Raw genomic sequence first — 14,117 nt, forward strand, 5'->3', positions numbered from 1 at the left:
ATAGAATTTTATATAGATATTTAATCGCGGTAAGTCAATATAATTAGGCGAAATTTAGGAATATGGAAATAGTATTAGACTTTAATTGTGGTATTGTCAATTAAATTTTGGTCGAAAAGTTCATTCTCCACTTTAGACATATTTCTAATTTTAGATTTATAAGCATAGATGGAGTTGACGGAATATCCTAAAATTTGAGCAATCTTATCATTGTGTTTGATGCCCAATCTGATCAACGCAAAAATTCGTAGCTCCTTGTTGAGGAGCTGTCCATTTTTGAGTTTTATTTGGTTTTCAGGTTTCATAAGACTGTTGAACTCATTTATAAAATTCGGAAATAAACCTATAAAAGCAGTGTCAAAATTATGAAGCAATTTCTGCTTTTCTTTCTTCAAATCATATCTAGATAATTGATAGCTTGCTTTTTGATACTCTTCCAATGAAAGATTTACTTCAATTTCAGCAGTGAGATCATTGAACTTCTCAAATATATTGTCATACTCCGTAAAGAAAAAGCCCAAATAATCTTCCTTAATTTTATTGGATTCAGAAAGCCGATTGTTTACGGTTTCAATCTCAATGTTACGCGTTTTCAATTGATTGTTTACAATAAGAAGTTGTGTATGTGTTTCTTTTAATTTGGCATGGGCTTTTGAAATGGCACCTCGCGCTTTTTGCAGCTTTTTATACTGAATAAAAATTATTGATGAAAAAAGAATCATGAGTATTGAAAAAACAACCACACTGATGTATTGCCAATAGAGGCGCTTACGCTCCATTTCAATGTTCTTGACAATCTCCTCTTCAATTAATGGTAATATTGCGCCTACTTGAAGTTTTCTTTGCTGTGCTCCATAAAATTTGGCATCCTCATAAGCCTTCTGTATTAGGGAAGAAGCCATTTCAAGTTTTTTGTCTTTGAACAGTAATTCTGAAAGCTTTATAATTGCCAATGATTCTTTAGTGGAGTTTTTTACATCTGCAATAGCGGCACTGGCATAATGATATTCCGCTAGATCTAACTGATTTTTTCTTTGGTAAATTTGCCCCAGAACAAAATTTGCCAATGCCTCTTCCCCTAAATCTAAATTTTTGTTCAAAAGGGATTTTAAGTTTTTGGTAGCTAAATCCAACTCATCATCACTGAACTGATTGTAAGCCACCATAAAACTGTTGAAAAAACTGCCTTTCTCTGTCAGCTTCAAGATCTTTTCTCTGTAAGAACGTGCGTATTCATTGTATTTCTGGCTGAGATCTGGCAGTCCACTATATTCTGCCATATCACTATAGCCTCTTCCATACAAACCATAATACATAGGTTTATCAACATCTCTAACGGTGTCTATGTGGATGCTTTGAAGGTAGTCCAAAGCTTCTTTATACATGCCCACTGAGATGGCGATATCTGCCAAATTGAGATATGCCTTACTAATTAAGGAAGAATCATTGAGTTGGGTGGCGATTTCTTTTGTTTTTAAACTATAGAAATACGCCGAATCACTCTTAAATACTTTGTACTGATCGAACAATCGGTTGTACAAATCAAATTTCTCTTGCAAACGTTGTGGGTCAACTTCTGAAAGCTCTTTTTTAAGAAGGTTTACAGTATGGCGTTTGTTTTGATCGTATATGTGAGAAGAATCAAGAGTTTTTTCCAATTCTTGGAGTATAGGTTTCTCTTGTGATAGCGCAATGGATATAAAACAAAAATTACACGCTAGGAGTAGCGCCAGTGGTTTGATTATTTTTAGTAATGTTTTCAAATCGGTGATTAACAGCAGGAAATCTAACATTTCCTTAGGAGTTTTAAAATAGGATTATGGATTTATGGGCATCTTAAAATCATAATTGAACGATATTTTGAAATTCCAAAATAGCGAAATGGAAATAGGGAGCAAATATAAATTAATTTTCCTGCTTTTGTTTGTGGATAGAGATACCTCATTTAGGTATTCCCAGATTTAATTTGAATTCTAAAAGCAGGTGAATTTTATTAGCCATACATAAGCCATGCAATGCTTATCATCACCGCATAGGAGATGTACTTTTTTTAGGTTCTAATTAATTGTTCTTCAAAACTGACTGAAGATGTATTGTTTAATTTGATTAAACCCTCTCCAAAAGTGCCTATTGCTTGATTAATTTCTGAATTTACTTGCACTTGAACCCGCTCCAAATTATTGATAGTATAGTGGAAGGTGTCTTCCAGTCTGGTGCGTTGAGCGGTATTTCATTTTAAAGTTTTTTTGTTACAACTTTTGATACTTATTTATAATTTTTTGGCGAATCTTCTGATGTTTTTTTTGTGTTCACTTTCAACCTTACAAGCCGCAAACAGAAAGAGTAAAAGGGAGCCTTTTAAAATTCACTTTCATAGCAGTTTAATTTTCATTTTAATTAAAACCTTATCTTTTCTAAATCATCCATAGCATTAAGTAATACATCGCTCTTTAATCTGCGCCCGGAAAGCGTGATGTGGTAACGATTATCTTTGATGTATTCCAATTCAGAACGCTGTATATCCTTAATAGCTTGTTCTTTAATGAGTAGTTGGTTTCCTTTATGTTCATACGTTTTGGACCAACCTTCTTCGCTTTTGTAATCTACTTTTTGATTAATTAATTTATAAACCGCATTAACATGCTGAAAACCATTAGTACCGGCTCCATCTATAACGGTTATTGATATTGAAGTACTTTCATTATTTGGGTCTTCATCTAAGCTGTATGTGCCCGCTATGGTTTGCACACTAGGGCTGCCAGTACTTCTCAAAGGCATTCCAATCAGCTCCTTGGGCAATTTGGCTATAAGTGCTTCACCGGTATGGGGGGTTGTACCCGCCAAATCTTGAAGCCAAGTACCTAGGTCTTTGTCTTTTTTCTCAAACTGTTCAACTTTTTCATCAACGGACTCGGTATTTTTTTCTGCAGCTTCCTTGCAAGAAACCATGGTTATCAAGCACACTAGAAGAATTAGAAAAGGGAATTGATTTTTCATTTGTTTTTTATTTTTAAATCTGTTTTTTTAAGGAGTAATTTACCAAAAGTAATTACTAAAGGGCTGCCGTTTATGGGTTCATAAATTTTGCTTTTTATTTATGAGGTTCTCAATCCATTAATCCACATATAGAAGGATAATTATGAACATCACACCAATGTTTTTAAACATAACGTGTTGACGTACAAAGATAAAAAAAATACAATTACCTGTTTTAAAAATAATTAGCGGGAGTAAAACATAAGATTTCTGAAAAAAAATCAAATACTTTATGGCTTTATTCCATTGGCAGAAAGAATATTATCCGAACAAAAGTATGTGAATTACAAATTTTACGATGTCATTGTTATCGTCAACTTTATGAAAGTGACAAAACAAACGGAACTCTAACTAATTTGACAAGTGATTTTGCGATACAAATTTTTCCGGAGATATTTGAAAATCCAACAAAATTTGTTTATTAAGAATACGAAGACAAGACCCTACGTATCTGGAAGAGTATTTCAATCTGTTCAAAACGTTAATGTTTAGCTATATTTTAGCAAAGGAAAAGTCAAGATTTCAAATCTTGACTTTTCCTTTGTCTACCTAGTAGCGAGAAGGGGGCACGATCCCCTGACCTCCGGGTTATGAAAATTCAATATTACAAACCAAATTTCTATAAATACCCTGATAATTAATTAGTTAAATTAAATATAATGTTAGATACTATCATCTAACATCAAGTAAAATGGCTATTTGTTGTACCTATGTTGTACCTAAAAAGTCGTAACTTAATTGTCTAAAAATCAGGTTATGGCATCAATTCAAACAGTACTTAGAAACAAACCAAATGGTCGAATGTTGTACCCAATTGCGATAAGAATTACTAAAGACAGGAAAACTTCCTACATATTTACTGGGCAATATATAGATAAAATGGAATGGAATCAACAAAAAGGTCTCGTCAGAAAATCTCATCCTGATGCCATTTCTTAATTTTCACTAAACTTAGCGAAGCCAATAAACGTCTACTCAAAGCGGAGTCTGAACGAGAATATCAATCTGTGTCCGCCATCAAAACTAACATTGTTAAAAAAGAGCGATTTGATTTTTTTAGTGCCGTTAGAATTCAATTGAGACGATTAGAGGAGCGAGGTCAATACCATCAACGTGATGTTGTTAAAAGTAGAATGGATAAGTTTAAAACATTTTCGAAATCTGAAAAACTACATTTTAATGAGATAACTGTTGATCTGTTGAAACGTCTCGAAGCTTATTTGAAGAACAATAGAGGATTGGCACACCGTACCATAGTTAATTACATGATTGACATTAGAACAATTTACAATATCGCAATTGGTGAGAATTGGGCAGAACGTAATTATTATCCATTTGGTAGGGGCGGTTATACAATAAAACTTTTGGAGTCTCAAAAAATTGGCCTAACGATTGAAGAAGTTAAGTTACTTGAAAATGCGATTAATCTAACACCTTCTCAACAGCATGCGTTAAATATATGGCTTATAAGTTTCTATTTTGCAGGTATAAGAATTGGGGATGTCATACAACTCAAATGGTCGGATTTTATTGATAATCGACTTCGTTATCGAATGGGGAAAAATCAAAAACTTGTTTCTCTGAAAATTCCGGAGAAAGCCAAGCCAATCCTAGAACACTATAGAGTTTTGGCGCAAGATGATTTTGTGTTCGAAGAATTAAGGATGGTCGATCCAAATCACGCTAAGACACTTAGAACAAGGATTAAAATAGTTACAAGAACAAGTAACAGGCATTTAAAGAACATAGCTCTCGAGTTGAGGATTACCAAAAACTTAAGCATGCACATCGCTCGTCACAGCTTTGGGAATATTTCCGGCAGTAAAATTCCGATTCATATGTTGCAGAAGCTTTACAGGCACTCCTCGGTTACCACGACGATTATTTACCAATCAAATTTCATGGAAGATGAAGTTGATGATGCTTTAGATAAGGTTGTGGATTTTTAATAATTAAGTTTGGATGAGTTTTCTGATTGGTAAAAATTATACAATGCTTCCTATAAATAACTTTCTGAATTTCCCTGCTCCCTTCTTGAATTGGTTGAGAAGAAAGAGGAACTAACCGAGACTTAAAATAGTGTTGATCATCATTTAATTATAAATTTTATTTAGTAATTAACTCACCTAATTACGCACCTCTTAGTAATTGATTAATTATTTTTAATAACCGCTAGGTGTCAACAATTAACTTATTGCAATTATCTACGAATTTTTTCAGAAATCTCAAGTTGAGATTTCTAGAATATCACTTAAGACAACATCTAGAATATCACTTAAAGACAACATTTAAATTTTAAAATCGATCCTTCAGAAATAAGTCTAGTAAGCATATAAATTTGAATTTACGACCTTTAAACTCAAATTGTAAAAATGGCAATTATTAAATTTACCGAGAACCAGATTATCACGGTTTTAAAAGATCGAGTTGGCCAAATGACATTGGATCCGAAATCTTAACTATTATCATGAAAAACATGTCTTGAGCCTAAAACAGAACCAAAAGTGAGTATTGAGCATGTATCTCAACTTTTAAGCTCTCAAAGATTTAATAATGTGTAAGATTGCTGCTACATCTGATTTTAACTTTGCAAAGTTTTTGGTAGCAAGAATTTCTTTTGAAATTAACTGAGACCCCATTCCTACACAAGTAACCCCTGCAGAAAACCAGCTTGATAAATTCTCTTCGGTTGGTAAAACTCCACCCGTGGGCATAATACTTGTCCATGGCTGTGGTCCTTTTATGCCTTTCACAAATTGAGGGCCATAGATCTCTGCAGGAAATAACTTTATAATTTCGCATCCCAATTCTTCCGCTTTAGCAATCTCTGCTAACGTACCGCAGCCAGGGGACCACAATAATTTTCGACGGTTACAAATCATAGCAATATCTTCTCGCAGAACTGGCGTAACAATAAAATTCGCACCTAGTGCTATATATAATGAAGCAGCTGCGGCATCAGTTACAGAACCAACGCCCATTATCATACCTGGTAAATCCTTTATGGCATATTTGGTTAATTCACCAAAAACTTCATGGGCAAAATCGCCTCTTGCCGTAAACTCCATTATTCTGGCACCACCATCATAGCAAGCCCTTAATATATTCTTACTCAGTTCTATATCCGTACTAAAGAACAAGGGTACCATGCCAGTGTCCTTCATGGCTTGTGCCACTTCTATTCGTGTAAATTGTGCCATGTCTATTTCTATTTATCGTACAATGCTTCCTGAGGCATCACCACCAATTAGTTTTTCCAATTCTTCTAATGTTACCAAGTTGGCATCACCTTTGATCGTATGTTTTAAACAACATGCAGCAACTGCTAAATTCAACGCCCTTTGTTGGTCATCAACATTGTGGATCAACCCATAAATTAAGCCTGCCATAAATGCATCACCGCTACCAACTCTATCCACAACTGGCGTCACATTTTTAACATCTGCAGTAAAAATACTTTTTCCATCATATAAAACACCTCCTATTTGTTGATGTGATGCACCAATGGAATACCGCAAAGTAGTGGCTGCCGTAATTAAATTAGGACACGACTGAAACAAAGCATCGTACAACACAGGCAATGATTTTTCATCCTGATAGTCTGGGTGGACTTTATTTTTTCCTAGCATAAAAAAAGCCGTGTCAAGATCGCCAAGTATAATATTGCTGTACTGGAGTAATTCAGGCATGATGTCTTTGGGTGTCTTCCCGTATTGCCAAAGTTTCGACCTATAATTAAGATCAGTCGAAATGGTGATTCGCAGCTCGTGAGCTGCCTTTATCGCTTCTAAACATTCTTGTGCCGCAGATTCTGAAATGGCAGGTGTGATACCGCTCCAATGGAACCAAGTGGCATCCTGCAAAACTTCTTTCCAATTGATGGTGCCTCTTTTTATGGTTGCCATGGAGCTGTTTGCCCTGTCATAAACTACATTGCTTCCCCGTGCACCAGATCCAACTTCGAGGTAATAAATACCTAAACGTTCACCTCCCCATACTATTTTATCTACGCCAACACCGTGTTTACGCATTTCCATCATTGCACATTCACCAATATAATTTTTTGGTAGACGGGTTACAAAATCCACAGAAACACCGTAGTTTGCTAAGGAAACTGCGACGTTAGATTCTCCTCCACCATAAACCAGATCAAAACTGCTAGCTTGTGAAAATCTTAAGTATTCTTTTGGAGCCAATCGAAGTAATAATTCTCCGAATGTGATAACTTTTTTCATCATTAAGACTAGCTTTAACCTATAAATTTCTTAATTAATTGATTTTCCATCCAAAAATGTAACCTACTAACAATTTAAATAGGTTTTGATTCTATTTAATAATTCAGTAAGTTTGGTTAATCGATTAAACAAATATAGAAAAAATTGGCTAATAAAAAACCCACACTAAAAGATATTGCGAATGTGTTAAATATTTCGACAGCTGCAGTATCTAAGGCTATGCAAGGGAATTCAAGGATTAGCGATAAAACTAAGCAAGCGGTAAAAAAAGTGGCTGAAGAATTAAACTATCAACCTAATCACTTGGCGAGTGCTTTACGTAAAGGAAAAAGTAATTTAGTTGGTGTCATTGTCCCTAGAACAAATAGTAATTTTTTTTCTTCTGTCATTGAAAATATAGAAGAGGTTTTAAATAAAAAAGGTTATCAGATTATCATCACCCAATCAAATGAATCGTACAAAAGAGAATGTGCTAATATAGATACTTTGTTATTTACTCAGGTAGATGGTATTATAGCTTCTATGGCTAACGAAACAACAGATTTATCGTATTTTGAGAAAATAAAATCAAAAGAAATTCCCCTGATTCTATTTGACAGAGGAGAGAACGACTTAAATGTAGATTATATCGGGATTAATGATTACGACTGTAGTCATTTAATAATTGCACACTTAGTTTCTCAAGGAAAAAAGCGAATTGGTCATATTGGTGGTTTCAGTCGTAGCAGAATTTTTAATAATCGTATTCGGGGTTATATTGATGCCATAAAAAAATACAATTTGCCATCTGATGGCGAATTACTTTTAGAAAGTAGTTTGACACTTGAAGACGGTCGAGAGAAGATGTTGCAATTATTAGCTCTAAACAATCCCCCTGATGCAGTTTATGTGGCAGGCGATTATGCCGCGTTAGGAGCTTTGCAAGTTCTCCAAGAAAACAATATCGCAATACCAGATAGCATGGCAATTGTAGGTTTTGGCAATGAACCTTTTACAGGTATAGTAACACCTAGTCTATCAACTATCAACCAACACAGTGATAAAATTGGAAGATTGGCAGCAGAAACATTTCTTGCTTTAGTAGAAAAAACTTATTTAAAACAAAGTTTAAACAAGCAAATATTAACAGCTGAATTGATTGTGAGAGATTCTTCGAGGATTTTAACCTAATTACAATTTATTATGCATTTAGTATTATAGAGGTCTGACAAAATAAAATCATTTGTTCTAATTTCCACTCCTATTTAGAAAAGTATGATCTTTCAAAAGGAAGGTCATAACAAACAAAACTAACTCAAACAAACTATTTTTTTATGACAAGATAGATGCCATTAAAGTTTTAATTTATAATTATAAAAGACATAGATGCTGCAATATTTTCAACTCTTGATTAATATGAAACTATACTCGTGAATTACTGTAGTGGGGATATGGTTATCTTCGAAGCCACAATCAAAAAAGATAGTCACATAAAATGATTAAGGATTAAGTTAATGTGCATTTTAGAATGTTGAATCCCTATTTTAACATTAGAAAGCCGGAGCTTAATCTTCGGTTTTTTGTCTCATTCATCAACTATTCGATGCAATCCTTTAAGAAGTTTTTTTAAATGAGAGTTATACGTAAACAGCGGATTTCCCATACAATTACTATTTTGATAACCAAACCACTGTTTAGTGAGGTTTTTGAATTGGTTTAAACTTTTGGTTTTAGTTTCTTCTTAAGCTTTTTGAGTGCTAAGCCAAGTAAATAAGCCCTTTCCAACGCTTTGTTGATGTATCAAACCGGTCTAATAAGGAACGGAAACTGTCCCTCCAAGCATTGGTTTGTTCTATGGCATATCTAGAAGCACATAATTCTTGGTCAAAATATTTTTCCTATCGGCATTTTAGTGGAGTTTGTTGAAGCAGATGCTGGCATTAACTTCCTTATATGGCACAATTTTCCATAAATTCCCTAGAGTCGAAACCGGCATCGTATTCAGGAACAGGTCATCCACAGATATGTCCGCCTTTTATAGGGTCGCCGTTACCACTTCAAACTGCATTTCAACATCGTGTAGGTCATCGTCGTTGCTAGCCAAAGTCTAGATATGGCAAGGGTTTTTCCCTATATTTCCGAAAGGTATAATGCCTTGGTAGTTTTACGTTTTTCACGCCCTTGGCACTCAGCCTTCTGACCGCTCCACATCGCTTGTGTTTGGCTACTTTCGAAATTGATACTGGACAGGTCGAATTCTCCTTTGTACCTTTATAGGAGTTTTGTCAAACAAACCAACCACGCAAAGAAAGGCGCCATTTCCTGAAATGAAAATAAACCGACTACCAACTCAATGTTAAAGAATTAATGAACGTCTTAATTGGAGTATATTTCCATTAAACGCCTGTCTTGAGTTGATATAGAATCATATTTATTATTTCTTGGAAAGGCCAAAAGTCTCTTTTTGTCTTGGGAATATATGGGAGAATTTCCATTTCTATCGTATATTTGTCGAGTATTGAATACTTATGAGGTTGCGATTTAGTTATTTATGTATCGCAACACGAATATCCAAAACCCTCTCTTAGTTTTCAAATAAAGTTTAAATCACTTCATCTATTGAATTTTAAAAAAAGTCATTGATTGAGAAAAACTTTTTTTAACTTATTGTTAATGACAAAGATTTAAAATCAATATTTACTATATTGTTTTTATGACAAAAAATAATTATAAAGATAAGGTCGCCGTGATTACAGGTGGCTCAGGAGTCATTGGTGCTGCCATATCAAAAGGACTAGCCTTGGAAGGAGTAAAGGTGGTTATTTTGGGAAGAACCCAAGATACCATTACAACTAAAGTCAAAGAAATCCAAGGGAATGGAGGCATTGCTTTGGGAATTTCTGCAGATGTGCTCAATAAAACGTCTTTAGAAAATGCAAAAGGAAAAATCATCGAAGCCTTTGGAAGAATTGACATTTTAATCAATGCGGCAGGTGGAAATGTGAAAGGGGCCACGATTCAACCTGATGAAGATTTTTTTGAAATGGAGATGGACGCCTTTGACACCGTCACCGATCTCAATTTGAAAGGGACAGTACTACCATGCTTAATTTTTGGAAAAGAAATCTCAAAACAAGAACAAGGCTGTATTATAAACATCTCATCTCTTGCTGCACAACAAGTACTTACACGAGTGGTAGGTTATTCTGCTTCGAAGGCTGCGGTTGAGAATTTCACCAAATGGCTCGCGGTTGAAATGGCACAAAAGTTATCGACTAATTTGAGAGTTAATGCCATAGCCCCTGGGTTTTTTATAGGGAAACAAAACAGAGATTTATTATTGAACTCAGACGGAACGTTGACGGCAAGAGGGCAAACCATCATCTCTAATACCCCGATGAAACGCTTTGGTGAAGCTGAAGAATTGTTGAGTACTGTCTTGTGGATGTGCTCGGACACATCAAAGTTTATTACAGGAATTGTGGTACATGTAGATGGTGGATTTAGCGCTTATTCAGGAGTTTAGAAGTTATGAAATTAGAAGAAACATTTAGATGGTACGGTCCAAAAGATTCAGTGTCGTTATCAGATATCAAAATGACTGGAGCAACAGGTATCGTGACCGCCTTACATCACATCCCAAATGGAGAGGTTTGGCCGATTTCTGAAATAGAAAAAAGAAAAACAGATATTGAAGATGCCGGTTTAAGATGGTCAGTAGTAGAAAGCGTTCCTGTTCATGAAGCCATTAAAACAAGAACTGGGAACTATAAAAATCACATTAAAAATTACCAGCAGACGCTTATTAATCTGAGTGAATGTGGAATTCATGTGGTCTGTTATAATTTCATGCCCATATTAGATTGGACGCGTACCAATTTGGATTTCGAATTGGAAGACGGTTCAACGGCATTGCGATTTGACGCTATCGATTTCGCTGTATTTGAATTGTTTTTATTGAAAAGACCTCATACTGAAAAACGCTACTCTGAAGAAATCATCGCACTTTCCAGAACTCGATTTTCCGAAATGAGCATTGAAGCACAAGAACAACTCATCAACAATATTATAGCAGGTTTGCCAGGTGCCGAAGAAGGCTATTCTATTATCCAATTCAATTTGGCCCTAAATACTTATGACAATATTGGCGCGGATCAATTAAGAGGAAATTTGGTTCATTTCTTAGAACACATCATTCCAACTGCTGAACAAGCTAATGTGTTTATGTGCATCCATCCTGATGATCCTCCTTATCCCATTTTAGGTTTGCCGCGAGTGGTTAGTACCAAGGCAGATGTACTGTATATATTTGACGCCGTAAAAAGTATTCATAATGGATTAACGTTTTGTACAGGGTCGTTTGGTGTCAGGTCAGACAATGATTTACCAGCAATGATTGAAGAACTTGGAGAACGTATCCATTTTTTACACTTACGAAATGTTCAAAGCGATGCAAATGGGAATTTCCATGAAGCAAACCATCTTGATGGCAATACGGACATGTTTGCGGTTTTAAAGGCGATCATTATCGAACAAAAAAGAAGAAAGTCAGAAGGACAAACCAACTTTAATATTCCAATGCGTCCAGACCATGGCCATAAAATGCTAGATGATTTAACTAAGGAGACAAATCCTGGTTACTCGTGTATTGGCAGATTACGCGGGCTTGCCGAATTGAGAGGGCTTGAAATGGGAATTCGTAAAAGTTTATATTAACACAGCTTTAATTTTGTTTTAAAAAAATTGTCATGATGAAAAAAATAACATTTATTATCCTTTTAACTGTATCTTTTGTAAGATCACAATCCCCGACCGTTGGTTTACTTTTTTCAGATAATCAGGTTACTGAGGGCTACACCCTTTTTACTCCTGAAGTAAACCAAAGTGTATATTTAATTAATAACTGTGGTGAAAAAGTTAATGAATGGACGTTTACAGAGTTACCGGGAGCCACCTGCTATCTTTTAGAAAATGGAACATTACTTCGCGCAGGTAAAAAGGCTTTAGAAATTAGAGACTGGGATAATAATGTGTTATGGAGCTATGAGATGCGTTCAAATGGATTAAACCAACATCATGATATTGAACCGCTTCCTAATGGAAATATTTTATGTATAGTTAGAGACAGTTATTCTAATTCAGAAATCATTGCCAATGGCAAAGATCCTCTTAAAGTTGGGGGCACTATTGACCTTGATAAAATAGTTGAGTTAAAACCAATTGGAACAAATGATGCGGAAATTGTTTGGGAATGGAAATTTATAGATCACCTAATCCAAGATTATGATGATACAAAATCAAATTTTGGTAGTGTTGAAAATCACCCTGAACTTATTGATATCAATTATGTAGATCCATATTTTGAGAATTTCGATAGAGGTTATACTCATGTAAATGGCATTGATTATAATTCAAGTCTTGACCAGATTATTATTTCTGCAAGACATTTAAATGAAATTTATATTATTGACCATAGCACTACACTTGCTGAAGCTTCTGGTCACACTGGGGGTAATTCAAATCGTGGAGGAGATATTTTATGGCGATGGGGTAATCCTATGGTTTACAGACAAGGAGGAGTTAAAGACCAAAAGCTGTTTTTACAACATGATGCAAAATGGGTAGAATCAGGATATCTGGATGAAGGGAAAATATCCGTTTTTAACAATGGAGGTGACGGGATTAGATCTTATAGCTCAGTTCACTTACTAGATCCAGAGATTTCGAGCAATACGTATACCAAAGTGAATAATAAGTTTAAACCATTAGATTTTGATTGGTCTTGGACTGGTTCCATATTAGGAAGAACAATTTACGAAACAAAAAAATCTGGAACTCACAGTCTTCCAAATGGTAACTTTATAATTTGTGAGACTTCTCTAGGACAAGTTTCAGAAATAACAAAAACGGGCGAGCATTTATGGACTTATAAAAATCCGTCAGGAAAAAATACATTTAATCAATTTGATGCCGTTTCACCAAATTCCAATTCCATCTTTAGAGCTGAAAAATATCCTAGTTATTATATTGGTTTTTCTGGAAAAGACCTAACACCTAAAGGTATTATTGAAAATGAAAATTCCCTTTCAGACACCTGTGCAACTTTGAGTATAGCTACATCTGAAATTGATAATCTCAAAATATTAAATCCAGTTCATAATAATATTCTAAAATTTAACAAAGAGATCAAACTAGATGCTATAAAAATAATTGATGTTAATGGCAGAGTTGTGTTCACAACTAAAAACTTTTTAAATGACCATATATTCATTAATATTAATTCAGGTTTTTATTTTATTGAACTTCTAAAAGGAGGAGTAATTAAACGAATAAAAATTATAATCAACTGATTTCTTTACAAGTATAGGGTCATAGCCCGTTGTTCATTATGATTTAAAAATAAAATAGGCCTCTTGTTTTAATAAATTTGAAAACTTTTTTTTGTGAACAGTATGCCTTTATAGGTTTGTAAATTATCATGGAGTTCTCATTCAAAAGTGTGTAAAGAAGACAGGCTGCACGAAAAACCAATTTCAATATCCCAATTAGTCCTGATCATGGTCATAAAATGTTGGATGACCATACTAAGGAGACAAATCCTGGACATTCTTATATTGGAAGATTCTGTGGCATCGCTAAATTAAGGGATCTGGAACTCGGGGGTTGTAAAAGTTTGGAGTAATTACACACATTCCTTTTCAACTTCATTTTGTAGAACGTAACTCATGTTTAAATATATCGTAAGCAATCTTTAATCCAATCAGGAGCACAAACTCTAATCTTATATTTAATCCGTAGATCTCAAAAAAAACTTTAGCATTTATTTATTTTAAGTTGTATATAATATAAGTGTCCGCTCAATAATAT

Annotated in this window: 10 protein-coding genes and 1 pseudogene; 7 read left to right on the top strand and 4 right to left on the bottom strand. The window is 34.6% G+C overall.

What is annotated here, in order from left to right:
- Nucleotides 1-74: 74 nt before the first annotated feature.
- The gene (locus tag A9996_RS06930) at nt 75-1,793 is read right to left on the bottom strand and encodes a DUF6377 domain-containing protein (RefSeq protein WP_066432607.1); all 1,719 of its coding nucleotides are present in this window, start codon (nt 1,791-1,793) and stop codon (nt 75-77) included.
- Between the two features lie 604 nt (nt 1,794-2,397).
- Complete coding sequence (locus A9996_RS06935; protein WP_146608899.1) at nt 2,398-2,997, bottom strand: hypothetical protein; 600 nt, start codon at nt 2,995-2,997, stop codon at nt 2,398-2,400.
- Nucleotides 2,998-3,792: 795 nt separating this feature from the next.
- Between A9996_RS06935 and A9996_RS20485 the strand changes: the two genes are divergently transcribed.
- Together A9996_RS20485 and A9996_RS06940 are read left to right on the top strand one after the other, a co-directional pair.
- Nucleotides 3,793-3,975, top strand: a complete 183-nt coding sequence (locus A9996_RS20485; RefSeq protein ID WP_245905241.1) for an Arm DNA-binding domain-containing protein — start codon at nt 3,793-3,795, stop codon at nt 3,973-3,975.
- Nucleotides 3,976-4,043: 68 nt separating this feature from the next.
- Nucleotides 4,044-4,985 (top strand): tyrosine-type recombinase/integrase, encoded by a 942-nt coding sequence (locus tag A9996_RS06940; RefSeq protein WP_245905240.1) that lies wholly within the window; start codon nt 4,044-4,046, stop codon nt 4,983-4,985.
- Nucleotides 4,986-5,567: 582 nt separating this feature from the next.
- Here A9996_RS06940 and A9996_RS06945 read toward each other — a convergent pair.
- Both A9996_RS06945 and A9996_RS06950 read right to left on the bottom strand, forming a co-directional pair.
- A complete protein-coding gene (locus tag A9996_RS06945; protein ID WP_066432611.1) occupies nt 5,568-6,236 on the bottom strand; it encodes a bifunctional 4-hydroxy-2-oxoglutarate aldolase/2-dehydro-3-deoxy-phosphogluconate aldolase in 669 nt (222 codons plus the stop codon).
- A gap of 12 nt (nt 6,237-6,248) precedes the next feature.
- Complete coding sequence (locus tag A9996_RS06950) at nt 6,249-7,271, bottom strand: sugar kinase (protein WP_066432661.1); 1,023 nt, start codon at nt 7,269-7,271, stop codon at nt 6,249-6,251.
- Between the two features lie 144 nt (nt 7,272-7,415).
- On the opposite strand from A9996_RS06950, the gene A9996_RS06955 reads away from it, so the two are divergent.
- The 5 genes and pseudogenes from A9996_RS06955 to A9996_RS19845 all read left to right on the top strand — a co-directional run.
- Nucleotides 7,416-8,441, top strand: a complete 1,026-nt coding sequence (locus A9996_RS06955; RefSeq protein ID WP_066432613.1) for a LacI family DNA-binding transcriptional regulator — start codon at nt 7,416-7,418, stop codon at nt 8,439-8,441.
- Nucleotides 8,442-9,963: 1,522 nt separating this feature from the next.
- A complete protein-coding gene (locus A9996_RS06960; RefSeq protein WP_066432615.1) occupies nt 9,964-10,776 on the top strand; it encodes an SDR family oxidoreductase in 813 nt (270 codons plus the stop codon).
- A gap of 5 nt (nt 10,777-10,781) precedes the next feature.
- Complete coding sequence (uxuA, locus tag A9996_RS06965) at nt 10,782-11,966, top strand: mannonate dehydratase (protein WP_066432617.1); 1,185 nt, start codon at nt 10,782-10,784, stop codon at nt 11,964-11,966.
- Between the two features lie 32 nt (nt 11,967-11,998).
- A complete protein-coding gene (locus A9996_RS06970) occupies nt 11,999-13,600 on the top strand; it encodes an aryl-sulfate sulfotransferase (protein WP_066432619.1) in 1,602 nt (533 codons plus the stop codon).
- Between the two features lie 176 nt (nt 13,601-13,776).
- Nucleotides 13,777-13,932: pseudogene (locus A9996_RS19845) on the top strand (mannonate dehydratase); the annotation flags it as partial.
- Nucleotides 13,933-14,117 lie beyond the last annotated feature (185 nt).

Source organism: Gelidibacter algens, from assembly GCF_001678675.1.
Taxonomy (GTDB): Bacteria; Bacteroidota; Bacteroidia; order Flavobacteriales; family Flavobacteriaceae; genus Gelidibacter; species Gelidibacter algens.